The 25,658-nt window shown below is 43.3% G+C and carries 24 protein-coding genes; 5 read left to right on the top strand and 19 right to left on the bottom strand.

What is annotated here, in order from left to right; translation table 11 throughout:
- Nucleotides 1–64 precede the first annotated feature (64 nt).
- Nucleotides 65–568, bottom strand: coding sequence for a phage holin family protein (locus ACXHJ2_RS09270; protein ID WP_058829661.1), 504 nt, complete (start codon nt 566–568; stop codon nt 65–67).
- Entirely contained in the window at nt 543–764 is a 222-nt protein-coding gene (locus ACXHJ2_RS09265; protein WP_013371526.1) for a hypothetical protein, read from the bottom strand. Before ACXHJ2_RS09265 ends, ACXHJ2_RS09270 begins: the two co-directional genes overlap by 26 nt.
- A 451-nt stretch (nt 765–1,215) precedes the next feature.
- On the opposite strand from ACXHJ2_RS09265, the gene ACXHJ2_RS09260 reads away from it, so the two are divergent.
- Nucleotides 1,216–1,854, top strand: coding sequence for a hypothetical protein (locus ACXHJ2_RS09260; RefSeq protein ID WP_165080749.1), 639 nt, complete (start codon nt 1,216–1,218; stop codon nt 1,852–1,854).
- A gap of 187 nt (nt 1,855–2,041) precedes the next feature.
- Nucleotides 2,042–2,497, top strand: coding sequence for an AraC family transcriptional regulator (locus ACXHJ2_RS09255; protein ID WP_081317847.1), 456 nt, complete (start codon nt 2,042–2,044; stop codon nt 2,495–2,497).
- On the opposite strand, the gene ACXHJ2_RS09250 is transcribed toward ACXHJ2_RS09255, so the two are convergent.
- A complete protein-coding gene (locus ACXHJ2_RS09250) occupies nt 2,411–2,965 on the bottom strand; it encodes a hypothetical protein (RefSeq protein ID WP_165080751.1) in 555 nt (184 codons plus the stop codon). The two genes, ACXHJ2_RS09255 and ACXHJ2_RS09250, sit on opposite strands and share 87 nt — an antisense overlap.
- A complete protein-coding gene (locus ACXHJ2_RS09245) occupies nt 2,937–3,341 on the bottom strand; it encodes a hypothetical protein (protein ID WP_165080753.1) in 405 nt (134 codons plus the stop codon). Before ACXHJ2_RS09245 ends, ACXHJ2_RS09250 begins: the two co-directional genes overlap by 29 nt.
- A 466-nt stretch (nt 3,342–3,807) precedes the next feature.
- On the opposite strand from ACXHJ2_RS09245, the gene abc-f reads away from it, so the two are divergent.
- Complete coding sequence (gene abc-f, locus ACXHJ2_RS09240) at nt 3,808–5,295, top strand: ribosomal protection-like ABC-F family protein (RefSeq protein ID WP_165080755.1); 1,488 nt, start codon at nt 3,808–3,810, stop codon at nt 5,293–5,295.
- Nucleotides 5,296–6,480: 1,185 nt separating this feature from the next.
- On the opposite strand, the gene ACXHJ2_RS09235 is transcribed toward abc-f, so the two are convergent.
- From ACXHJ2_RS09235 to ACXHJ2_RS09225, 3 genes are all read right to left on the bottom strand, one after another.
- On the bottom strand, nt 6,481–7,299 hold the full coding sequence (locus ACXHJ2_RS09235; RefSeq protein ID WP_165080757.1) for an alpha/beta fold hydrolase: 819 nt from the start codon (nt 7,297–7,299) through the stop codon (nt 6,481–6,483).
- Nucleotides 7,300–7,568: 269 nt separating this feature from the next.
- Nucleotides 7,569–7,832, bottom strand: coding sequence for a hypothetical protein (locus ACXHJ2_RS09230; RefSeq protein WP_013371533.1), 264 nt, complete (start codon nt 7,830–7,832; stop codon nt 7,569–7,571).
- A gap of 273 nt (nt 7,833–8,105) precedes the next feature.
- Nucleotides 8,106–9,023 (bottom strand): prenyltransferase/squalene oxidase repeat-containing protein, encoded by a 918-nt coding sequence (locus tag ACXHJ2_RS09225; protein WP_165080759.1) that lies wholly within the window; start codon nt 9,021–9,023, stop codon nt 8,106–8,108.
- Nucleotides 9,024–10,267: 1,244 nt separating this feature from the next.
- On the opposite strand from ACXHJ2_RS09225, the gene ACXHJ2_RS09220 reads away from it, so the two are divergent.
- Together ACXHJ2_RS09220 and ACXHJ2_RS09215 are read left to right on the top strand one after the other, a co-directional pair.
- Complete coding sequence (locus ACXHJ2_RS09220; protein WP_238791024.1) at nt 10,268–10,459, top strand: hypothetical protein; 192 nt, start codon at nt 10,268–10,270, stop codon at nt 10,457–10,459.
- Nucleotides 10,460–10,694: 235 nt separating this feature from the next.
- Nucleotides 10,695–10,916 (top strand): DUF6199 family natural product biosynthesis protein, encoded by a 222-nt coding sequence (locus ACXHJ2_RS09215; protein WP_064964227.1) that lies wholly within the window; start codon nt 10,695–10,697, stop codon nt 10,914–10,916.
- 419 nt (nt 10,917–11,335) lie between these two features.
- Here ACXHJ2_RS09215 and glnA read toward each other — a convergent pair whose 3' ends face one another.
- The 12 genes from glnA to mutL form a co-directional block, all read right to left on the bottom strand.
- Nucleotides 11,336–12,664 carry a type I glutamate--ammonia ligase gene (gene glnA, locus ACXHJ2_RS09210; RefSeq protein ID WP_013371539.1) on the bottom strand — a complete coding sequence of 443 codons (1,329 nt, stop codon included), beginning with the start codon at nt 12,662–12,664 and terminating at the stop codon, nt 11,336–11,338.
- Between the two features lie 115 nt (nt 12,665–12,779).
- Entirely contained in the window at nt 12,780–13,193 is a 414-nt protein-coding gene (locus ACXHJ2_RS09205; protein WP_007430683.1) for a MerR family transcriptional regulator, read from the bottom strand.
- Between the two features lie 83 nt (nt 13,194–13,276).
- Complete coding sequence (locus ACXHJ2_RS09200; protein ID WP_165080760.1) at nt 13,277–14,530, bottom strand: methionine gamma-lyase family protein; 1,254 nt, start codon at nt 14,528–14,530, stop codon at nt 13,277–13,279.
- Nucleotides 14,531–14,641: 111 nt separating this feature from the next.
- A complete protein-coding gene (gene hflX / locus ACXHJ2_RS09195; RefSeq protein WP_058829670.1) occupies nt 14,642–15,928 on the bottom strand; it encodes a GTPase HflX in 1,287 nt (428 codons plus the stop codon).
- A gap of 112 nt (nt 15,929–16,040) precedes the next feature.
- Complete coding sequence (locus ACXHJ2_RS09190) at nt 16,041–17,024, bottom strand: AAA family ATPase (protein WP_040103543.1); 984 nt, start codon at nt 17,022–17,024, stop codon at nt 16,041–16,043.
- 114 nt (nt 17,025–17,138) lie between these two features.
- Complete coding sequence (locus ACXHJ2_RS09185) at nt 17,139–17,834, bottom strand: YdcF family protein (protein WP_165082453.1); 696 nt, start codon at nt 17,832–17,834, stop codon at nt 17,139–17,141.
- Nucleotides 17,831–18,388, bottom strand: a complete 558-nt coding sequence (locus tag ACXHJ2_RS09180; RefSeq protein ID WP_013371544.1) for a DUF402 domain-containing protein — start codon at nt 18,386–18,388, stop codon at nt 17,831–17,833. The genes ACXHJ2_RS09185 and ACXHJ2_RS09180 overlap by 4 nt, the downstream gene beginning before the upstream one ends.
- 165 nt (nt 18,389–18,553) lie before the next feature.
- The gene (locus tag ACXHJ2_RS09175) at nt 18,554–21,214 is read right to left on the bottom strand and encodes a PBP1A family penicillin-binding protein (protein ID WP_165082452.1); all 2,661 of its coding nucleotides are present in this window, start codon (nt 21,212–21,214) and stop codon (nt 18,554–18,556) included.
- A 190-nt stretch (nt 21,215–21,404) separates the two neighbouring features.
- Complete coding sequence (gene hfq, locus ACXHJ2_RS09170) at nt 21,405–21,647, bottom strand: RNA chaperone Hfq (protein ID WP_013371546.1); 243 nt, start codon at nt 21,645–21,647, stop codon at nt 21,405–21,407.
- 20 nt (nt 21,648–21,667) lie between these two features.
- Complete coding sequence (miaA, locus tag ACXHJ2_RS09165) at nt 21,668–22,648, bottom strand: tRNA (adenosine(37)-N6)-dimethylallyltransferase MiaA (protein WP_165082451.1); 981 nt, start codon at nt 22,646–22,648, stop codon at nt 21,668–21,670.
- The gene (locus ACXHJ2_RS09160) at nt 22,632–23,483 is read right to left on the bottom strand and encodes a class I SAM-dependent methyltransferase (protein ID WP_058829675.1); all 852 of its coding nucleotides are present in this window, start codon (nt 23,481–23,483) and stop codon (nt 22,632–22,634) included. Before ACXHJ2_RS09160 ends, miaA begins: the two co-directional genes overlap by 17 nt.
- Nucleotides 23,484–23,495: 12 nt before the next feature.
- On the bottom strand, nt 23,496–25,637 hold the full coding sequence (mutL, locus tag ACXHJ2_RS09155; RefSeq protein WP_165082450.1) for a DNA mismatch repair endonuclease MutL: 2,142 nt from the start codon (nt 25,635–25,637) through the stop codon (nt 23,496–23,498).
- Nucleotides 25,638–25,658 lie beyond the last annotated feature (21 nt).

The raw sequence follows: 25,658 nt of genomic DNA, 5'->3' as shown, positions 1-25,658 counted from the left end.
ATCTGCCTTGATTGCCTTCCAATCAATCTTTCCTTAATAACGGGATACGTCAATTCCTTGAGCATTACGGCTGTTTCGTTGTTGCATCCTCTTTCTCTCCTTCCTGATTACCACTTTTACTTTTCAAAACTTCGACTGCCTGTCGGATCACTGGTGGGATAGATGCGCCGAGTCTACCGCCATTCTCCAGAATCGAAAGCAGCTCATTTGCCATATAAAAATAGGCGACCGCATCCCGGAATAGGTGCGAATCGCCTAAGACTCCATCAATCAGATGGGATACTGCTACCATTGCAAAAATAAATACCTTTCGAGCGATACCGATAAGACCAATCTTGCTTTTTAAACCGGGCCCGGTTCCCTTCTTACCTTCTACGCCAGCGGTAAATAATCCAGTCACATAATCAATAATGACCAGAGCAAGTAACACCCCCAATACTCCCGACCACCCACCGTAAAAATACGTCACAGCGCTGCTTCCTAAAGCAGTACTGAACTTAAAAACCTCCCACTTATCCACCTTGCTTCCCCCGTCTCTCCGTTCAGGAAACTTTTCCTGAGCTATCATCGTCTACTTTCTGTTCCTTTTCTTCCTGGGCCTGTATCTCTGCTAATGCATTTCCTACTGCTATATCCAACCCCTCAAGTATTTCTTTACGTTTATGTGGCTGTGAAGCAATTACAGCAGAAATGATCTCAGTTAAATCCTCAACAGGTCTGGTTAGATCCAGTTGTATGTCCAATGTGGATTTTATCTTTGCCATGGGTTTCGTCACCCCCTCAAGACGCAAAATAAGCCCCTGATTTATCAGAGGCTTTCATACTTATATCTTAAATTGGTTTTATTACTATAACGGTGCGGATTTTAAACAGAAATATTGCTCAGCAAAAATAAGGTTGTAGAGTGACTATACATCTTTAAGCTAACAGGAAGTAAAGTTCCAATTATGGTAATATGGAGGATGACCAAATCTTCTGTTTGAGTTAGGAGCGAGTTACCTATGGATCTACTCATAATTATTTTAGTGATCGGTTTTATAACCATAGTAAGTTATCTCAGAGCAATTCATATTTCTCTTCAACGAATTATAGAATATAAAGGTAAAGAAAATGACTAGCTATTTTCAAATATGCCCAGTTTCAATATTTTGTAATATATTGGCGTATAGCTACATTATAACTATTCGACTGTCTTAACTTAGGAGGTTCTAAAGAATGCCTTATCCAATGGTCCATTTTGCTATAGCTTTAGAACTTTGCTCGCGTACTCTATCTTCTAGTTTCTTAATTGGGAGTATTGCTCCAGATGCTGTCCATGTAAGGGGAGATGTGACAAGAAGCGAAAAGGGTATTACACATTTTGTTTGTGAAGATAGATTCCCTAGTAGTGAGGTACTTAAGGAAAGATGCCAGTATTATTTAAACCTTAATGTTGAGACTAACTGGACAGATTACATACTAGGGTATTTTGCCCATATCTATGCGGACATAAGATGGACGGAAACAGTCTATTCGAATTTTGAACGTGAGTATCAAGGAGAAAAAGATGAAATAAGAAAAATCTATAATATGGAAGCAAACCAAGTAGAATTTAATTTAATCAAAAGAGAAGAATGGGCAGAAGATGTTCTCAACAAGCTCTGTGTAGGAAATGCCTATAGTATTGAACCATTGTTAACACAAATTGAAGTAAATCAGTACCGAGATATAAAACTACAATGGCTACGTAATAAGGACAATGAACCCCAGATAACCCCAATTTATTTAAAGGTAGATGTGGTTAAGAGTTTTGTTACAAAGACATCGCATGAGCTTAACGACTTATATAAAGAATGGGGAATCGAGTCTCTATAAGTAAGACTTGTTTAAGCTATCGGGACACAGCAGTTTAATATCACACATCGTTGAGCAGGCACATAAGTCTGCTCTTTGGGTATTAGACACTAATTTGATTATTTTTAAAGTGGAGTTGTTTATCATTTTAAAGCATTATAAGATGGTTTCAGACATCGATGTACTTTAAAAAGAAAGAGAAGAAAATATGAAGGCTGAAATTGAAAAAATACCTTCTTGTAGAATTGCATACATGAGACAGATTGGTCCGTATGGAATTGCAAATTCACAACTAATGGAGAAATTTAAATACTGGGTTGAATCGAATAAATTATTTAATAATAAGTCTATTATCCTCGGCATTGCCCAAGATAATCCTGCATTTGTGAAGCCGGAAAATTGTCGCTACGATGCATGTTTGGTTATTCCTGATGGTTACTGTGTTAATACTGATGAAGTAAGTCTAAGCAATATTAGTGGAGGAAGATACGCTGTTTTTAAGATAAATCATACAGCAGAAGCTGTTCAAAAGGCTTGGGGCGAAATATTTCTAGAGTTGAAAAACCAAAAGTTCAGATTAGATGAAACCAAACCTATCTTGGAGCGCTATACAATTGAACTTATTAATAATCATCGTTGCGAAATTTGCGTTCCGATTCAATAAACGTGTTAAGATACCTATTATTAAAGGTAGTCTAATACTAATCCCTCTCATAAAAGTAAAAGCCCTCTGTTTAAGAGGGCTTTTTGTCACGGTGACGCTTTTTTCAATGCGCTCAATAAGTTTTTGATCGTCCCCTGTCGCACCTATTCTTCTATCGATGTCAGTCAATGACTTTTCAGATTTTGTAATATCATTATTAAGTATTTCGATCAATTCCTCCACAGTCCCAAAGTGCTTTACAATTAGTTCCTTGGACCAATTGGTATATGGGTTATTCTTCAAAGCCATTGCTTGTGACTGCTCTTCAACAACCATATATGAAGAAGGGGTTCCTGTTGTAATTTCAATAGTTTTCCCCTTCACCGCTGGGTTCGTCCCCAAAGATTCTGAAATCGGGCGCAAAGGTACATAAGCTGTACCATCGACGGCAATAGCGTTTTCAAACAATGTTCTTCCATTTACGCTCATATTGTATTCCCCTAAAACCCTCTTTATTTCTTGATGATGGATCAAATGTAGCGTTCACAATTACATCATCGTACATATCACCTCTTAATGAAGCAACATCGTTTCTCAACTCTCTGATTGTTTCCCCGAGATTTTCAATAAAATCTTCAATTCCGAGCTTAAGCCCACTTACAGTAGCTTCAGTAAAATTAACCTCATTTTGAAAATAAACCATATCATCCGTAGAATTAATATATCCCCCACCCATATTATCTACATGAAATGAATTCAAGTCCCCAAAAATACGCCTACCCTCTTTTGCTGTACAGAATAAGGCACCTGTAATAATATCGCCCTCTATCTCATTACCAATTAACTTACTGGCTCTAATAATCATCTTGGGCCCGTATCGCTGCTAATGCATTTCCTATCCTATATCCAAACCTTTAAGTATTTCTTTCCGGCGTGCTGGTTGCGAAGCAATGATATGCAGAAGATAGTTGAATAACAGTAATCAATCTAAGGAGCATGTCGACCTACGCGAGGCTTCATCCTAAATGAAACTAACGCAGGTTGTAGTTAAATTACTATTGTGATAAACTGGATGTAATTTAATGATGGGAGTTGAACGGATACATGTAGAACTTTCTTGCTTCGAGATCACGAAAAGAACGGACTCAGCAATTGGCTAGGGTCGTTTTATTTCGTCTCTGCAAGAAAGGTCTGCGTTTCGTTTGCGCTCCCTCTCCGGACAGTCATATGGCCCCCTTGTAATGGGGTCTTATTTCCTCGTATGGATTAGAGCCGCAAGAAAGCACCTTTCTTGCGGCTCTTTTTTATTTCCAAACGAAAGGATGATTGCCATGCCCGCCATTCAGGTAACCAATCTTACTTTTGCCTATCCAGGCAGCTATGACCCTATATTCGAAAATGTTCATTTTCAAATTGATACAGACTGGAAGTTGGGCTTTACAGGACGAAACGGTCGGGGTAAAACGACGTTCTTAAACCTGCTGCAGGGGAAGTACGAATACAGCGGTACGATATCCACACCAGTCGCCTTTGATTATTTTCCGTTTCCCGTCGAACATCCGGAGTATTTGACTTTAGATGTCGTCGAAGAGATCGTGCCAAGCTATGAGAACTGGAAGCTGATGCGTGAACTGAACCTCCTTAAGGTTTCAGAAGACGTGTTGTACCGACCATTCGAATCGCTGTCCCAAGGAGAACAGACGAAGGTACTGCTGGCTGTGCTATTCATCCAAGACAATCGATTTCTGCTCATCGACGAGCCGACCAATCATCTCGATTTGCACGCACGCAAGCTTGTCGCCGATTATCTGAAAACGAAGCGTGGTTTTATTCTTGTTTCACACGACCGTGCTTTTCTCGACCGCTGCGTGGATCATATTCTGTCGATCAACAAAACGAATATTGAAATCCAAAAAGGCAACTTCTCCAGCTGGTGGACGAACAAAACTCGCCAGGATACATTCGAAATGGCACAAAACGAAAAGCTGTACAAAGACATACAGCGTTTATCAGCTTCCGCTAAACGTACTAGTAGCTGGTCTTTCGAGACCGAAAAATCGAAAAACGGCACACGAAATTCCGGTTCCAAACTTGACAAGGGGTACGTCGGACATAAGGCAGCCAAAATGATGAAACGCTCAAAATCCATCGAACAGCGGCAACACACTGCTTTAGAGGAAAAATCGAAACTGCTCCGAAATATCGAACAGTCAGAAAGCCTTGCGATCTCTCAGCTCGTGTATCCCAAATCGGAATTGGCGATACTGGATCATGTTACGATTTACTACGGGGAAAGAGCAGTATGCAAGAACGTTAGTCTGACGATTGAACCAGGAGATCGGATTGCAATCTCAGGTCCAAATGGTTCAGGTAAGTCTAGCTTGCTTCACCTGCTCAACGCTGAGGAGCTATACTATACAGGTACGTTTCAACGGGATCCGCAGCTTCGCGTTTCCTATGTATCCCAGAATACTTCTCATTTGCAAGGTACGCTTTCCGATTATGCAGCAGAGCACAGAATTGACGAAAGCTTATTTAAAGCCGTGTTGCGTAAGCTAGATTTCGCCCGCATCCAGTTTGAGAAGGATATATCGGCGTTTAGCGGCGGGCAGAAGAAGAAAGTTCTGATCGCGAGAAGCCTATGTGAGGAGGCTCATCTGCATATTTGGGACGAACCGCTCAACTTTGTCGACGTGATTTCCCGGATGCAAATTGAGGATCTGCTGCTTGAATACACGCCCACCATTGTATTCGTAGAGCATGATCGGGAATTTCATGACCGGGTCGCCACGAAAACGATTGAACTCGGTGGGGATTAGAATTTTACAAATTGAATTGGATTAAGACATGATTTCAACGATAGAAAGCTTTGTTCAACAACTTTTATGAAAAGGAAAAAGATTGAACTAAAGGCACACGATAGTTCAATCGAACATCGGCAGTCTAGGATTTTATTTTTTCGTCCATGGCTGCCGATGTTTTTATTGAAGACAGTTTAATAGTTATCTCACTAAGACTAAGAAGCTTATATTATTTTACAGTGGGTTTTGCTTCTTCTACTCTACTCTCACTGTCCATTTTGGGAAATTCCGCTTCAAATGCTATTGCAAAACGGACAATTGGATCAATAAAATTTGATCAAAAAAGTATAAGCCAACTTGTTTTAGCTGTTTGTGACTTTTACCAGCAACCGAGATTACAATGTCGCCAAAGTAATATAAGTTTGGTAATCCCCCAATTGAAAGAAAAAATATTGAGCGAGTTGAATTTGTATTTGCTTAAGAGTGTAGAAAACTTATATATACAGATATGGAGAAAGATTTATTCATACTATTTATGCGAACGTAATCTATGAGGCTGGTTATTTATGGGCTTCCGGAAAAGTAAAATTAAACAAAGAAGAAATAGCTAAGAAAATTTCGTTATTCGTATTAGGTGGGCAGAACTCTCTTTAATGCTGCTTTTGCTCACTTTCTTAATATTGCTCATCCTCCTCCCAACGGATAAGAAACAATAAAAAAACACAAGCAATTACGCTTGTGTTTTGATGCAGCCTATATCAGATCACTCTCAAAGAGACAAGACCCTGAAACTGTACCACGTAAGGCTTCAAGCTCATCCAGAGCTTTCTTTAAATCACCGTCCATCGCTCATATCCTATTTTCATTAAGCACATTCCCCTCTGTACAATTCATGATTACTTTAGAATAATCCGCAAAAACGTTGCGCTTGCCATGCAGGTCCAGTCGCGAAACAGCCCCGGCAATTTCCGTAACTCACCGTGTGGAAAACGACACCCCCATTGAAAAGGATGCCTCAACACTATGAATAAAGTAACAAATTTCAGGATAAAAAATCATAGTTCCTAATGTCAGAAGAAGCCAAAGTATTAGACTGACCTTAGAAATTGAAACAGCGACAACTAAGACGAGGAAATAGGGTCCTTGACTGTCGCTATTGCATTGAACTAACGTATCCCGTTAGTTCAATGCAATAATATACAACTAAAATCCAAACTCTGTTACTCTTTCAAGCCACTCACGCATAAGTGGCTCAAATAATAGAGTCTGTTCAATCTGAAGATTATGGCCTGCTCGATCTAGAACGGCAAAGGTTGCTCTAGGATAATTGTCTAAAATTCTAAAAGCATCTATGTAACCAACAACTGCATCTTGTCGCCCAAGAGTAAATACTGTTGGTTTATCGAAAACTAATTCATCTATATTGGTGGAAAATCCATAGTTTCTTTGAATCTTGTTAAGAAAATCAAAGTCAGCGATCTTACAACCTGACACGATCTCTTCTGAATACCTTTTCCAATTATATTCATTGAGGACGACTTGATTTGCGCTAAAATCGCTTATTTGCTCTTCACTTAAGGTGTCCATAAACTCGCGATCACAATGAACAACAAAATGCTCGGGAAGTATTCTTCTTTTGTGTTCAGGAATAATTAATGGACAAATCAGTGCAGCCCCACCAATACGATCTTTATGTCTATTAATTATTCCTCTTGTAATATATCCACCGTATGATTCGCCTGCTATGAGATAATCTTGGTTTGGGACAAGAGTTTCAATAAAATTTATAACTGTTTCTAGCATATCATCTGAATTACATATTTGATCGTAATCCTTTGTTTGTCCCATTCCAGGCAGGTCAAGATAGATACGACGCCAATTGGAATTATCTTCAAATATCGGTTCCATGCACCCACTCATTAACCGATGGTCTGGTGTAAAACCATGGATCATTATAATTGGTTTGCCTTTACCAATTTCCTCGTAATATATATTGGCATTCTTGACTTTACAATATGGCATACAGACTCCTCCAAAATTGAGTTATTATTATAATATTCTTACACTAAAGAAGAATCTACATGTTTTATCAAGCAAACCAGATCTCCTTTCCGTTTCGTTTTGATTATATACGCATATATAATATATGTAAAGAACACTTGTTCCCTATTCTTGTTTTCGGAGTTAAACTAACCTGCCCGTTACTTCAATGAAAAAAAGCAGCCCCTCATGAACTGCCCTACTGCTAGTCACTTCAACAATAGGATGAGTTCATTCAAGGGCTACCCCATTTACCATGTAATCCAACCGCTCGTTCGTTTGTAACTGTGTAGGATCTCGTATTCCTCACTACGCATCAGTCGTTTCATTTTTGTTCTATACAGCCGATAATCATCTTTTCTTGCTACTTTACATTCTTTGTTGTAATGAACACTCTTGATTCCTTTACGGAAATCCTTAAGCTTCTCTTTTCTTGGATCTTTGGGCTTATTATTGATCTCCAGACTACGCTGTTTCTCATCTTCCCAGGATTGAATCTCTTCCCGTGTAAACATCTTCATCCCCGTTGTGCCGGGTTAGATTTTGGCATTTGAAGCCATGACCTTAGACACAACTAATAGAAGAAGATCTTCGGATTGAACATTAAATCACCTCTGAATTTATTCGCCCTTATTTTATCATATTTATAACTATCCTTCCCGTTTTACGCCTTCAATCAGTGTTTAGACAATCATTTTACATATTTGAAATTTGCAACTTTCCCCTCTAAACCTTCCTCATCCTGGTCCCTTCCTCTTCCACCATGAGCTCCCTTCTAAAGGAAGTCTTTATGCATAGGTATACTCCGGTCCCAATCGTTCGATAACTCGATCTAACTGTCTGGTTAGATAAGGCGAAACGTCACCAATGCCAGACACTGCTTCTAACAAGGGAAAGGATTGCCCACCCCACGGGCCTTGTGGATCAAAGACTTGTCTACCGATTCGCAAGCCTTCTGTTTCCCTGAAGATGTTCAATCGTTCCAATCCTTCAATAAGCAACCCGACCGGCAGCGTTTTGTTCCTACGTCGGGACCATTCTGCCAAGAAGGACATGCCACGTAATATATCATATTCAAAAAACCTCGGAAAACAAGGCTTCAGCCATTCCATATCGATGACGCTTCTATTTTGTTTAGAACATACAAGACGATGCTCAATTAAATAACGTGCGCCTTCATCTAAGAAAACGGCTTCCTGTTCAGTAAATTCACGGTCAGTATGCCATAAGATAGCTTCAAGCGGAGGAAGTGTTGAAACAATAGAGCTCTTTTTTGAATGAATATAAGCTTCAGGGTCGCAGTTCAGCCCGCCATCAGGTAACTGATGCTTTAAGAGCCATTCACGAATCCAAGGCAGTTCCTTGTCCAAATCACAGCCATACGCCATTAGAATCATATAGTATACGGCAAGTTCACAATGGCAGCAATCCATCTGCATCTTATCGCTTTCACTTGTTGGATGGTCATCGGGGGATATGATGAAGGTCGGCCAAACCTGAGTTTCGAGTAAATATTTTGCTCCAGTAATAGCAGTCTCGGGAATTAGTTTCACCTCTCCCATTTCATAAAGAGCAGCCATATGCCACCAAGCTCCATCCCATTTTCGACGGCTGCACTCGCCGTGAGTCATCCCCAAATGCTGAGTAGATTCAAGGAACTGTATAGATTCTTCGATTGCTAAACGAATATTTTGATTTGCTTCCATCTGGGTATCTCCTTTTTGATTACCTCTACTTCACACTTCAGTTAAGCAACGCCTCACCTCGTATACCCTTCCACTCTTAAAAAATTCGATATGTTATTAAACTATCCTGCCCGTTAGCTTAATGAGGCATCGTCAGAATATTACTTTATTTTTCAGTTTAGAACTTTATTTTCTTCTGACACCTATAATAAAGACCGCAAAGGCTTAAGCCCTTTGCTTCTGGCATTCTAAGTCCAATTTCTCCTTCTTGGTTTCGCCCCCGACCATAGTCGATCATCACAAAATCCAATGTTCGGTTGACAGACTTTTTGCTAAATTTTCTTTGACCTTGCGTCTTTTGTCAGCGAATGTTGTGGCTGATATACCATGAATACCTTTTTTATACTCTGCTCATATACTGTTGAGCTTTTAGATACAAAAACTTTGCAGCAAGCCTTTCATGCACATCTCTAATGTTAGAGATTGCAAAACGGATATTGTTTGTAATGAGGAGATAGAACTTGTAATGAGCTGTTACTCTTTAGAGCTATCCACATCCAGAATGCCACCCAAGGGTGAGCCATCATCCAATCAGCTTATGGTCATGAGCGGCCACGCTCCACGGAATCGCTTATACTCTTCTGTTCTTTTAGGCTGTAATAGCTGAGCTCATGTTCAGGTTGCACACACTTTGACCTTTTATTGTCGTGATAACCGTAGACCTTCAACAGACTTCTTGAGCCTGGCTATCTCGTTATCCTTTTGTTGCATAAGGGTTTCAACGGCGATTAAATCATCGTTCTAGCCCTTAGCCACCTGTTGAAATCTCTATACCCCCTTTCTATATCTGGCTGCTGTGGTGGGTCTGGATCAATCCTTCCACTATTGAATGGTTGTTGCTCCACATCTCATTTATATGTTTTTCCACACTCATCCGCCGTCTCGGCTCCATCCACTCTTTGCAGCATCAAATGGCATTTTACAGTCATATACAATTAAAAATCCCTTTCCGCATTACTGTAAGTACACTGTCCGAATGCGTACACGCCTCTTCTTTCATCCGTAGGAGTATTTTTAAAATCGAAATCAACATTTTCAGTGAGGAAGAAACCTCTACATCTGGCATCATTACAACGATGCTTCGACAGACATTGTATAAGGCTGTTTTCTCTTTCTTTACTCCCTATGAGCTAAAATATGATATATCCTTACTGCCCTCAACAATGAATATGTTCTGCATAAACTATCAAAAAGGAGATGAGAACATGACTAGATTGTTAGATGCTCGAACATCTCAAAACGCAAGTTACGGTAATACGATCTCAATTCCCTTGCCAGCCAATACTGCTGGTGCCATCGCGGAGCTTGGTTTAGATGTAACGGAATGCCCTTTATTCTGTGAGTGTCTCCGAAACAAACCCAAACGCTGTACAAGTCGTCACCATCAATGCTTCTGATTACAATATCCCTCTACCACCATCAAATGAATTGGTATATACCTTATATATATTTTGCACAGCAAATGCTACCCGAATAGGAATAGAAAGTTTTAATGCTGTTGCCTACTCGGATTAAAATTCACCGTAACATGGAGGGCAAAGCCCTCATATTTTTGTTTTATCTGCTCTTGGAGACAATAATTTCTATCTGTCGTTCATTTTTTGGTATAATTTACTTAAAGGGGGTGATCAAATGGGAATTATGCTTATTCTTATTGCTATTATTTTTTTCGCGCTTGGTATTTTAAGTAAACGGAAACCCACTTGGGGATGGCGTGCAAACGAAGCCTGGAAAATCAAAGGTGACTCAGAACCAAGCGACGCTTACATTGATGACATGAAATTTAGGGGCTCTGTATCTATTCTCTTTGGGTTCTTCTTCTTAGCATGTGGACTTTTGGTTATCTTTCTGTAAGCGCACTTCCTTAAACTTCAAAGCTCGACCAGCGAATGTAGTAGCAGTTCCATAACTAGCTTCATAGATTTCATACTTTTCTTTTTTTGTTTCTAAACACTTCTTCGCGCCCTGCTGGCGTTTGTATTCTTCCCAGTCTACTTTATGAAACCAAAAGTATTTTCCGTAGCTATCCCTATAGGTCTCTATACAGAATTGAAGAAGTTCCTTCATTGATTTGTATGTATCTGCTCATGGCATGGATCGAACATGCACAAGGCATTTATCTTTACACCGTGTCCGCTTCTAACTATTTAAAACCTAATTCAATAATTTTTTGTGGGGAAATTGTGGGGAGTACTGCGTAGTCCAAGAAAATGAAGCATTATCCTTAAACAAAAAAATCCCTCAACGCTTAGAGCGCCAAGGGATTCCACATTTTAGTAAAGCGTCAGATATTGATCACGTTCCCATTGATGTACTTGGGTGCGATACATATCCCATTCAATTTCCTTAAGCTCATAGAAGTAAGCCAGAGCATGATCACCCAGTGCGTCAGAGATCACCTCGCTCCGAATAAGCTCAGACAAGGCTTCTTTCAAGTCTGCAGGCAGACTTGGAATACCTTCTTCAATTCGCTCTTCCTCGGACATCACGTAGATGTTGCGATCGATTGGGGCTGGCAAAGCCATCTGACGTTTGATACCATCCAAACCTGCTCTCAGCATTACAGCCAAGGCTAGATAAGGATTCGCTGCCGGGTCAGGGTTCCGAACTTCGACGCGAGTGCTCAGGCCACGAGATGCGGGAATCCGAATCATCGGACTCCGATTGCTTGCAGACCAAGCAACATAACAAGGCGCTTCATAACCTGGTACGAGACGTTTGTAGGAATTTACTGTTGGATTCGTGATCGCTGCCATTGCACGTGCATGTTTAAGAATGCCTGCCATATAGTGGCGAGCTGTCTGGCTTAATCCGAGTTCATCCGTCTCATCATAAAATACATTTTCATTGTCCTTAAACAACGATTGGTTGCAGTGCATACCCGAACCATTCACGCCGAACAAAGGTTTTGGCATAAAGGTTGCATGCAAACCATGCTGACGAGCAATGGTCTTAACAACGAGCTTGAACGTTTGAATCTGATCGGCAGCTTTAACTGCATCTGCATATTTAAAGTCAATCTCATGCTGACCAGGTGCGACCTCATGGTGGGATGCTTCAATTTCGAAGCCCATCTCTTCAAGCTTAAGAACAATTTCACGACGGCAGTTCTCACCCAGATCCATTGGAGCCAGGTCAAAATATCCGCCTTGGTCATTCAGTTCTGTGGTTGGATCGCCTTTTTCATCGGTTTTGAACAAGAAGAATTCAGGTTCTGGTCCGACATTCATCGAAGTGTATCCCATTTCTTCGGCTTCCTTAAGTACACGTTTCAAGATCCCCCGCGGGTCACCTGCAAATGGAGAGCCGTCTGGCTTGTAAATATCGCAGATCAAACGAGCTACACGATCTGAGGTTACCCATGGGAATACAACCCAAGTGTCCAAATCTGGATATAAGTACATGTCAGATTCTTCGATACGTACATAGCCTTCTATGGAAGAACCGTCAAACATCATTTTGTTATCCAATGCTTTTTCCAGCTGGCTAACAGGAATTTCAACGTTCTTAATGGTGCCCAGCAAATCCGTAAACTGCAAACGAATAAAACGAACATTTTCTTCTTTCGCAATCCTAATGATATCTTCTCTGGTATAACTCACACTAACCTCTCCCTTTCTGTAACGACTATATGCAAATCGGCTGTATCATAAATGACTTAAATGATGAGATCGTTTTTAAGTAGAATAAAGTTATGCCAAAAGGTAAGCCACAGCATTATCTTTTGTTGAAAAACCGTGATAATTCGCCTTGGATCAAAGATACCTGTCCTGGTCTTTTGCCTGCAACAAGTTGTTGCTTCAACAAACGATGAAGCTGAGTGTCGGACATTTCACGGCGTTTGACTTCCGTATCTGCAGTAATAACTGTAGCTTCCTCCGATTCCTTGGTAACCGGATTCATGACTTGTTTAATTCCTGCAATGTTTACACCCTTCTCGATCAACGCCTTAATTTCGAGCAGACGCTCTACGTCATTAAATGAAAAAAGTCGTTGGTTACCTGATGTACGGGCAGGAACTATCAGATTATGCTGCTCATAATAACGAATCTGACGTGCTGACAAGTCCGTTAGCTTCATGACAATACCTATTGGAAACAAGGCCATATTTCTGCGAATTTCGTCGCCCATTTGTCATCAACCTTCCAGTGATCTATTATTCACCTTATTGTACATTTAGCTGATGCAAAGTGTCAATGATATGTTAGAAAAACTCACAATAATTTACGTTCTTTCATCGTTTGCAGAGCCATAAGTACTCCATATTTGACATGAGAGTAGGTTAAGCCCCCTTGCATGTAACCAATATAAGGCTCCCGAATCGGAGCATCTGCGGATAATTCCAAACTTCCACCTTGTATGAACGTACCTGCTGCCATAATAACCGGATGCTCATAACCCGGCATATCCCACGGCTCTGGCACCACATGGCTATCCACGGCGGCTGCGCGCTGAATGCCCTGTACAAAAGCAATTAGATGTTCTGCTCCGCTAAAAGAAATGGCCTGAATTAAATCCGTACGCTCTTCATGCCAGGCAGGTTTAGTCTCAAAACCTATTTCCTCAAAGACCGCAGCTGCGAATATGCTTCCTTTAACCGCTTGCCCCACCAATGTAGGAGCAAGGAATAGTCCCTGGTATATGCCTCGTGTAGTACCTAGCATCGCTCCTACTTCTCCCCCAATACCGGGTGCTGTTAATCGGTAGGATGCCAGCTCTACATATTGATGCTTTCCGCAGATATATCCACCCGTTTCTGCAATGCCACCACCGGGATTTTTAATCAACGAACCTGCCATCAAATCGACACCGACCTGGGTAGGTTCCAGCTTCTCAGTAAATTCCCCGTAACAATTGTCCACAAAGACAATAACATCAGGCTTTATCTTCTTCACTCGTGCCGTCATTTCTTCAATATCTGCCACACTAAAGGAAGCTCTCCAATCATAGCCGCGTGAGCGCTGGATACCGATCACTTTGGTGTTCGCATGGATTGCGGACTCCACCGCTTTCCAGTCCACCTTACCTTCTGCTGTCAGCGCTGTCTCTCCATAAGTAACACCAAAGTCCTGCAATGATCCTGTTCCATCGCCAGGCTTACCAATCACTTTGTGTAAGGTATCATAAGGTCGCCCTGTAATGTATAACAACTCATCCCCTGGACGCAGCACACCAAATAAAGCCGTAGCGATGGTATGCGTTCCCGAGGCAAAATGCGGACGCACCAACGCTGCCTCCGCACCGAACACATCTGCATAGACCTCTTCCAGCACTTCACGCCCCCGGTCATTGTAAGCATATCCCGTTGAACCTGCAAAATGAAAATCGCTCACTTGCTTGCGCTGGAAGGCCTGAATGACCTTCCACTGATTTGCATCCACAATATGATCTATGTGCTGGATACGTTCTTGTATTTTAAGTTCTACTAATTCCTGAATTTGCTGAATTTCCGGACTAAAAACTACCATTTACCTTCTTGACCCTCTCTCTTCCGCAGCCTTAGGCTAATCATGTTATATTGTTATTCAATTCGAACGATGAGCATTATCATCTTATGGACCCAAAAACATCATTAGATGTTAACTTTCTGTGAACTCACTGAGAGCATGACCATACTTTTCGTATTCGCCTCTTTGAATTTCTACCTCATAAATGACATCATTGCCATCATACTCTGTCAGCAGTACATCTCCAATTCGATAAAGCACAGATGTTAAATCCCCACGTTCCGCAGGAATACGGAATCTCAGTGTGTCACCGCTCAGATGCTCCTGAACCAGTTCGCGAATGCGTAGCAAATCCGCTTCATCAAATGCACTGATTTTCAAATAGCCTTCCCCGGAAGGAAGCATTTCCAATTGTACAGGGGTGCAAGCATCTTTTTTGTTAAACAATACAATCTGAGGCTTGTCCGCAGCCCCAAGCTGTTGCAGAATTGACTCTACAACTTTCATTTGTTCGTCACGCATGTCTGAAGAGGCGTCCACGACATGTAAAATGAGATGGGCCTCATTGGCCTCTTCCAAAGTGGCCCGGAAAGAGGCTACCAAATCATGAGGCAGATTTTGAATAAATCCTACTGTATCTGTGAGAATAACTTCTTTGCCACTCGGCAATTCCATTGTTCTGGAGGTAGGATCGAGCGTTGCAAACAGTTGGTTCTCAATATATACATCGGCAGCTGTCAGTTGCTTCAACAGTGTTGATTTCCCGGCATTCGTATAGCCAACAAGTGCCACCTGAACGATGCCAGCCTTTTGTCTGCGCTCCCTGTGTAAATACCGATGACGCGTCACTTCCTCAAGTTGGCGTTTCAGATCACTAATTCGGTCACGAATGTGACGACGGTCCGTCTCGAGCTTGCTTTCACCAGGACCACGTGTTCCGATTCCGCCACCGAGCCGTGAAAGGTTTTTACCGTGTCCAGACAGTCGAGGCAGTAAGTATGACAACTGCGCCAGTTCAACCTGGATAATACCTTCCCGTGTTTTTGCACGCTGAGCAAATATGTCCAGAATTAACTGTGTTCGGTCAATTATTTTGAGATCCAGGCTCTCTTCCAGATTTCGTACTTGAGCTCCCGAGAGCTCCTGATCAAAAATAGCTGTATTCGCTCCCAATTCTTCAGCAACTGCACGCAATTCATCTACTTTTCCTTTGCCAATAAACCATTTCGAGTCTTTGGATTCCCTATTTTGTGTGAGGACGCTCAGGACTTCAACTCCCGCTGTTTCAGCCAGCTTCACCAGTTCTTCCAGCGAATATTCCGTATTGATGCCAGATCGTTTGACTTCATCCGTAATTAAACTGACCAGTACCGCCTTATCCTGCATTTCGGTTTGTGTATCATGAGTGGAGTTCGCCATATTGTTTGCTCCTTTATTTTCATGTCAACTCTCGAACAGAAACCGACCTGATGTCAGGCCGGCCCTCGTTCGATGTCATACAATTCGATATGATTCAGATTCCTATTATCGCCTATCTTTTGTCCATTTTCAAATCCTCTGGTCGCAACGTCATCAACTCCTGCTTACCGGGTTGCCCGCTCCTGTACTGATTAAGCAGCCTGACAGCTTGGTGTCGAATCGCTTTTTCAATCACATTACGAACATAACGTGCATTACTAAATGCATGGAGACTGTCATTTCGCTCATTTAGCAAATGCTCTTTCATTTTGAGTATAGACTGAGGCATGAGAATATAATCCCTTTCCTTAGCCATCAATTCCGAAATTTGAATGAGCTGATCCACAGTGTAGTCAGGAAAATCCAACTGGATTGGAAAACGAGAAGGAAGACCAGGATTTGTCCGTAAAAAAAAGTCCATTTCTCCCGAATACCCTGCGAGGATCAAAATAAATTGATTTTTTTGGTCTTCCATGGCCTTTACCAGGGTATCAATCGCTTCTTTTCCAAAATCCTTTTCCCCTCCGCGTGCTAAACTGTAAGCCTCATCAATGAACAGCACGCCGCCAAGAGATTTCTTTACCAGGTCCCGCGTTTTTTGTGCGGTGTGGCCGATATACTCACCTACCAAATCAGCCCTCTCCACCTCAATCAGATGGCCCTTACTCAGCACCCCCATTTTTTGCAGCATTTTAGCGATAATGCGGGCTACTGTCGTTTTCCCCGTACCTGGATTTCCTTTGAAAATCATGTGATATACGTGTGCGTTGCTCAACAGACCTGCATCAGTGCGCATGTGGGCGATTTGTAAAAAGGCATATACCTCAAATACCAGCTCTTTGATGTTATCCAAGCCGACGAGATGATCGAGTTCTTTCTGAATTTCCTGATAAAGACTGAGATACTGCGGTAGCGCCTGCGACTTGGTCGAAGCCACTGATTCCGTCTCGTCCACAGTCACCGAAGCGATCGGCTCCGGGCTACGCAGCACGACATTGATTTGTCTGGAAGGTCTCTCCTCCGACCGCTTGCCCGCGGCGATTCCCCGTCCGTTCATGCATCCATCACCTCAACATTTCTTCAGGCACAGCTTACCCTATTAATGTATTCGGTCCAGCATGTCCTTATTAGCATAAAAGCAACGAGAACGTGCACTAAGCCTTCCCTCAATTCAGGCAATCCAAGTTTGAGCACTGATCCACCACCGTTGCAGCGTCCATTTAGCGTAAGCCAACACTTCTCTTGATTGATGGATTGGCATATCTAGCACTTTGGATTCGGTCAGAGCCATCTGAGGATGATCAAAATTCAAAAATTGAGCAATCTCCATCGCCCGAGGTCCATGATAGCTATGTGTGATGATTACGGTGGAGTTCCAGTCATATTCCTTCATGATACGCTGGCTGTAGAGCAGATTTTCGTAAGTACTGGTCGCCTGGTTTTCTAATAGAATATGCTGTACAGGGACTCCCCTATCTACCAAGTAGTGTTGCATCCCCTCGGCCTCCGTGTACGGAAAATCAGGTTGATCCAGTCCTCCACTTACAATTAGCCGCTGCACCGTCCCGTTGCGATATAACCGCAAGGCTTCTTCTAACCTTTCTTTTAAACCAGGACTGGGCTCAGCTCCCCACATAGAGGCACCTAGTACGATACCAATTTGTGCATGCTGGAGTGGATTGGTAGAGGCAGCTGTATTCATATTCCATACTCGGATACCTGCCCATACGAATCCGACCAAAATAAAAATCATCAAACCAAGTATGAAACGCTTCGATACCATAAATATTTTCCCATTGCGACTTTGCCTGCTTTTTGGCTCATGGCGTTGGGGCCCAGTGCTTTTAATCCACTGCAAAAATTTCACCGTTCTCTCTTAAAATCACCGTTGTGAAACCATTCAGCCCGGTGTTTCAGCGACATTTTAAAATAGGGGAACATATGAGCATCGATCTGATGTAACAAGTCAGCCGCCGTTCGGTTAGCCAATTCTGCTTCTTGCGTAGAAATATGTCCCCGTTGTAGCGCCTCCTCCAGTTCATCCTCATCCACCAGAAAGATTTCACCGTTTTTAAGCACGACCACATCCAAATACAAATCATCAAACCAAGGAACTCCTTGATCGGTTACTCCTTGATTTCGGCAGGTGTCAATGTACCATTCAACGATTTGCTCTCGATTGTCAAACATAGCAGTCACCACATAATGCTTACCTTTGGGATAATATTGTAACCAGGAATAACCTTTATCGGCTATGCAAAACGTATGACCACCATAACTTTTCCATAATGGCTCCTTGAGACTCAAAATAGTATACAGGGTCACATATCCTGTAAACGCATCACTTTCTACATACCGGCAAGCAAACTTGCGATTGGTGATTCTGCGCCAGTTGGCCCGGTCTCCGAATTTGCGCTTCATAAATGATGTTCCTCTCCAACATTGGTAAAACCAGCTTACCATATTTAAACTGTACACTCAAAAATAACCCCTGTATTACAGCAAAAAAGGTATTTTCAGACTGTCAAAACAGTCCGAAAATACCTTTGATTTGAAGCCACTATCATCTTACATAAAACATATTTGCTAATCCCGGTTGTGACGTCCACGATTGGAGTTTGAATGACCGTTGGATGTGCCTTCCTGACTTCCATCCATAATAGCACCTGTGGTAGATGCATCTGTATTTTCTGGATTGGTCATAGTATTTTCATCAGTTATACCTGAATCCGGTGTAGTCGTCTGACCATTCCCCGTATTTGTATCGTTTCCGTTCCCAAAATTGTCGTTACTGTTGCCTGTGCCTCCAGTACCATTTCCATTGTTACCTCCAGGAGACGTTGGAACTTGGTCAGTACCAGTACCGTTATCAGTACCTCCAGGAATCGTATTCCCCTGGTCTGTGCCGTTCTGACCGTCTATATTCTCGCCATTATCCGGTACGATTCCATCCTGATTAGGATCGTTTCCTGGCTGCGGATCTATCGGAGTAGTCTCTGCCGGAATTTCAACACTAATCGTATTGGAAGCTGCGGATTCTTTACCATCCGCTCCATAAGCTACGACATAGTATTGATACGTTTTTCCAGCTACAGGAGACGTATCTTCACCACTCGTGCCTCTCATCGCCTCCATAATCGTCCGGAAGCTTCCTTCGGAAGACTCTTTACGATAAACACGGTATTGTACATTGTCTCCCTCTGCCGCATTCCAAGACAACGATACAATTTGGGTATCCTGACTATAAGACCCGCTCAGTCCGCTAGGAGCGGTGGCCTGAACCGGCTCTTCTGGCTTCTCTTCAACCGGTGGTTCATATCCCTTCGGCTCGCTAAATTGCGTTACCGGATGCCCCTTGAGAGCTTCACCCATGACCCTTCCGAAAAAGGCAGCCGACTGCCCACTGTAGTTTCTCAACATATGCTTACTGTCCGGCTTGTCATACCCCATCCATACAGCTCCGGTATATTCCGGCGTATAACCGACAAACCAAATGTCCCGGTTACCACTGTTGCCGCTGATTCCACTTTGGGTCGTACCCGTTTTACCAGCTACAGGCCAGTCAATACGTGCTTTGCGACCTGTACCGCTATTGACCACATTTTGCATCATTTTTGTCATTTCATAAGCCGTTTTCTCACTCATAACAGATTTGGATTCCTCATTATGAGTATAAACCACTTGATCATCACTATTATTAATTTGTTTAATGGAGTAAGCTTTTTGGAATTGTCCCTTATTGGCAAAAGCGCTATAGGCCTGCGCCATTTCGAGGGTATTTGTTCCTTTGCTTAATCCCCCTAATGCGATAGCAAGCGAGTGATCATTTTTGTCCATCGGTATGCCTACGCTCTCGGCGAATTGAACCCCTTTTTCCACACCGATTTGGTTCAACAACCATACAGGTGGTATATTTTCAGACTTCGTAATGGCATCAATCATGCTGATGGTCGAAGAGTAACCATGCAAGTTTTTCGGACTGTATCCGTTAAAGCTCTGCCGTTCGTTACTCAAAGGAGTATCTATCGTAAATTTACCGGATTCAAGAGCTGGCGCATAGGCTACAATCGGCTTAAAGGCCGATCCTGGCTGTCTGCGGCTCTGTGTCGCACGATTGAAGGTTCCCTTTTTATAATCCCGTCCGGGTGCCATCGCGGCAATACCACCTGTTTGGTTGTTAATAATAACCATAGAGGCTTGAACAGGCTGATCGTCTGGACTCTTTTCGAACATATCATCATCTGCCATCGCTTGGTCCAGCGCATTTTGAGCCTGAGCATCCATTGTCGTATGAATTTTATAACCGCCAATAATCAGATCATTGCCGCTGACTCCTGGCAAGGCATCCTCTGCCTCATCCATGACATATTCCATAAAATTTTGATACTTTTGCACTTTTTCCGGTTGTTTGTAATCGTAATTTATAGCCTTGGCCTCTTCCATTTCCTGCTTGCCAATCATTCCCTGCTCAAACATCAGCTGGAGAACCACAGCACGTCGGGCCTTTGAGTTTTCCGGGTTACTGATCGGGTTATACTTGGAAGGCCCTTTTGGAATAGCTGCCAGAGTAGCAATCTGCCACAATTTTAGTTCTTTTAAGTTCGATTGCCCAAAATAGCCTTCCGAGGCTGCTTTAATACCGGAATACGAGCGTCCAAACCAAATCCGATTCAGGTATAGCGTAATAATTTCATCTTTAGTCAAATTCCGCTCTAGCGCCATTGCGATGGATACCTCTGTCGCTTTACGGAAAAAGGTTTTGTCACGTGTCAAAAACAAGTTTTTGGCCAACTGCTGAGTCAGCGTACTGCCGCCCTCCACCGCAGAACGAGCAACGATATCCTTCACTGCCGCCCGACCGATAGACCAAATATCAACTCCTTGATGCTCCATAAAACGCTTATCCTCAGTTGCGATAAAAGCTTTTTTGAGCAACGGTGGAATTTCTTCACTTTTCACTGGGTCACTTTTTTGCACAGACAGCTCACCCATGAGCACACCGTTGCGGTCATAAACCTTTGATGTCTCGTTCACTGTAATTTTGTCCTTGTTGGCTTTGTAGATTTTTTCGCCATTAACCATGACAAATAAATAACCACCAAGTGCGCAAAATATGGCTAATGCTGCTGTAATAAAAAGCGTCCACCCAACTCGCTTACCTGTTATTTTCTTTTTCTTGCCCTTCGGCTTCTCTTTAGATGTGTTTCTATTGCGATTGCCGGATCTGGACAATGAATCGTTTGGCATTCCCCTGACTCCCTTTCGCGAATAATCATTATGTCACCGAGCCTAAGCTTAGAGCTAGCTGTCGGCAGCATGAAAGTAAACGGAATGAAAAGAACAACCCTGATCAGGTTGCTCCCGGTCACATTCCTATACAGTTAGACGAGACGGACGCCTGAAAAGTTTCATTACCCGGGCGTCCGCCCAGCCGTAATCAGTTATCGCTAGCGTTATCTTGTTGTACAAGCGATACGTTGCGTTGCGGTGTAAAGGTGGAGATGGCATGCTTGTAGATCAGCTGTTGCTTTCCATCCGAATCGATAACAATTGTAAAATTGTCAAATGCTTTAATCGTTCCTCGCACCTGGAATCCATTGATGAGGTATACCGTTACAGGTATAGAATCCTTGCGCAATTGGTTCAGAAACGTATCTTGGATATTAATAGACTTGTTCATTTTAGCCGTACCCCCAATAATCATTTGGATTGTTTTGAAGTATATTCAAGGTCTGTCCGGAACTTTCCTGCTATAATTTCGTGTATTCGGGCTACATGAGCAGAAAAATTTTCGAAATCAGTGACATCTACCCACTGGATATCCTTCATATGGCGAAACCACGAGAGCTGTCGCTTCGCAAAATGACGCGTATCCCGTTTTAGCCAAGTCACCGCCTCCTCCAAAGACACCTCTCCCCGCAGGTAGGAGGATATCTCTTTATAGCCTAGACCTTGCATGGAGATGGCATCGCTTCGCACTCCCCGTTCCATTAAGGAGGTTACCTCAGCAACAAGCCCTTGATCGAGCATCCCGTCAATTCGGTCTTCAATACGTTTATATAGCATTTGCCTATCCATTGTCAAACCTACGATGCAGAGTTGGTAGGGAGATTCCTTTTTTTGACTGGCAAGTTGAGAGCTAAGTGTTGTTCCGCTAACATGGTAAATTTCCAGCGCTCTCACGACTCGACGACGATCATTAGGATGCAGACGAAGTGCACTTTCGGGATCAACTGCCTTTAGTCGCGCATGAAGCGCTTCGGCCCCAAACTGATCGGCATAGTCAAGCTGTTCCTGGCGAAAAGCTTCATCAGCCCCTACCTCAGAAAACTGGTATTCATAGCAAACCGATTCTACATACAAACCCGTTCCGCCTACGATGAAAGGTAGCTTTCCCCTAGATTGAATATCAGGTATGAGACGACGACAGTCTTCCTGAAATTGGGCTACTGAATATGGGTATTCAGGCTCATGAATATCGATTAAATGGTGCTTGATTCCTTTCATTTCCTGTTCGGAAATTTTGGCAGTTCCAATGTCCATATGACGGTATACCTGCATGGAATCCCCGGAAATAATTTCTGCTTCAAATTGTCGAGCCATTTCGATGCTTAGTTTCGTCTTGCCAACCGCAGTCGGGCCAACAAGAACAAGTAGTTTAGGCTTAGATGCCACTGTCAATATCAATCACTCCGTACACTGTTTTCGTTGTGCCCCGTTGCTCCACACGGAAGCCGAGGCGGGCAAACTCTCCGCTACCCCTTTTTTCTTTCATTACGATTGTTTTTCGTGCAACCCTTTTCGCATGAGCAATACTTTCTTCATTCAACGCATCTGGATTAGCCAATCCTCTCAATGGACCGATTGCACTGGAATCAAGCAACGGATCACGGAACATCGGGTCAAAATAAATAATATCTACACTTCGATTCGGCAAGCTACGCAAATAGTCCAGATGATGACCATAACGAACGTCAATGTCTGAAAAGGCTTTATCCACTGCAGCGTTACCGGAACGGTAATGCCTCATCCCATCCTTGATTAATGCATAGACAGGGAAGGAACTCTCCACAGCTGTAACTTGTCCAGAGCTTCCCGTTCCAATCGAGAATAGAAGAGAATCCGTACCGAGCCCTGCCGTGCAATCGAGCACGGTATCACCCGGGGCAAGTCGGGCAGCCGTCAACATCGGATCAGCCTCGCCCTTTAATACCCTTTTAGCTCGAATGAATCCCATGCTTGGATGAAAAATCATCGGTGATTGTTCCGGGCCAATAAGCCTCACCCCGCCCTGCACCAGCACCAGAGCCTGACGGACTCTGTGAACAGCGATTAGCTTAGCTACTGATATGCCGCGACGTGGAGCGTACAGCACCCCAAGCTCGGCTGCAAGCAACTTCGCGCGCTCCACAACCTCGTCCGAGGGAGAATCTCCTGTCGTGACCAGTAATTCAGCTTGCTTATCACGAAGCATCATCTGCTTTTCTTCTTCACGGTTTTCCCAATCCTGCAACATATTTATACTCCCTTACATTACTCTTTTAAACAGCTTCTCCAGATCATATGTGGAAAAGGAAACAACGATGGGGCGCCCATGCGGGCAGGTATAGGGTTGTTTGCAGGCTGCCAAACGCTCTAGCAGCACGGCAGCCTGTCGGTCAGTCAGCTTCTGATTTGCTTTAATCGAAGCCCGGCAGGAGCACATGATTGAGGCTGCTTCCCGCAGTTTAGCAAGATCAATGGCTTTTTCCTCCAGTACCCATCCGGCCATTTCCTCAATGACATCCGCTTCTTCTCCTTTGGGGAGCCAGTACGGATATGAGCTGACACGGAAGGTTTGCCCGCCAAAATGCTCCAAATACACCCCCGCCTGTTCAAACCAGTGCAACCTCGTTTTCAATTTTTCCGTCTCGGAAGGCGTAAATTCCAATGTAATTGGCAGTAACAACTCCTGTGATACTGATTCAGGGTTGCCAAATTTTTCGTAATAAAATTCGTAATTGACCCGCTCATGGGCGGCATGCTGATCAATTAAATACAAGCCCTGGTCATTCTGCGCAATCAGATAGGTCCCATGGTGCTGACCGATTAAATTCAGCTCAGGAAAAGTAGGCACCTCAGGGGCTGCCCCCGACAACGCTGTCAATTGCTCTGTATTTAGATGCTCCTGGCGCGGCTTCTGATCCGTGAATTTAGTAGTGTTGTCTGCAATTGGTGAAACAGCAGGACGGTAAGTAGCAGAAGCAGCCGTTTCCTGTATCCCTTCGCTGTACGAGGAAGAGACATCTGTTTCGGCATGATCTCCTGTGGATATCCGAGTAGTCGTCCCATCAGGAAGCGACACGCCTCCTCTAACATCACCCTCGTTGTTTTCTTCCACAAAATCTGCATCCAGCTCATCATCACTGATACTTTGACGAGCGAGAGTGTTGGCCTGTCCAATGACGGAATGGCTCCCCCTATTCGGAAGTTGCTCATGTTCATGGCTAAACTTCTTACTCTCTTCATTACTTTCATTACTTTCATTACTTTCATTACTTTCATTACTTTCATTACTGCTTATATTATCTGCAGAAGTATCTACTTTTGCACTATTTCCTTTCGAGAAATGAAACTGCTCCTGCACAAATGAGCCGCTATCCTTGCCGCCAATTTCGCGTTTGACTGCCTTTGGAATCAGCACTTGCTGCCCTAAAACAGCTTTTACCGAATCTTCAACCAGCTGAAACAGTTCAGCTTCTTTGCTGAACCTCACCTCCAGCTTGGCTGGATGGACATTAACATCCACCAAAGAAGGATGCATGTCCAGTTGGATCACAGCCAGCGGATAACGATTAATCGGCAACAAAGTATGATACGCCTTGAGCAGTGCCTGATTGAGCCCATAGCTCCGCACAAATCGTCCATTCACTACTGTCGAGATTGCATTTCGATTCGATCTGGTCCACTCTGGGCGACTGACATAGCCGCTAATTCGGTAATCAAGGCTCTCTCCTTCCACCATCAACATTGATTTCGCCGCAGAAGTTCCGTAAATAGCAGCAATCACTTGGAGCAAATCACCATTGCCCAGCGTTTGCAACAATGTATTACCATTATGCCGCAATGTAAAGGCCACTTCTGGGTGCGAAAGCGCCATTCGGTACAATACATCCGAAATGTGTCCCAATTCCGTCTGGATCGTTTTCATATATTTTAGCCGTGCAGGTGTATTATAAAACAGATCGCGTACGGTAAAATCCGTCCCCTGCCTTCCAGCAGCATCCTCGTGAAGCATCAGTTTACCGCCCTCAATCACCAATTTACGGGCACGGCCGTCATCTCCTGCTGCTGTGAGTAGCTCTACTTTTGAGACAGCCGCTATACTTGGCAATGCCTCTCCCCGGAAGCCGAGACTTGTGATCTGGAACAAGTCTCGGCCATGTCCGATTTTGCTTGTCGCATGTCGATAAAATGCCGTTTCCACGTCCTCAGGCTCTATCCCACTGCCATTATCCGTCACCCGAATACTTTGCAGGCCGCCCTCTTCTACCCATACGTCCACTCGTGTACCGCCCGCATCAATCGCATTTTCCACCAGCTCCTTCACGACGGAGGCTGGACGTTCCACGACCTCACCGGCAGCAATCTGATTCGCAATATGCTCATCTAGCACTCGAATTTTAGACATCCTTTTAACCTCCTCCTGACT

Source organism: Paenibacillus sp. ALE3, from assembly GCF_054113405.1.
Note: the sequence above shows the minus strand (reverse complement) of the source record. Positions and strands in the feature narration are given on the sequence as shown.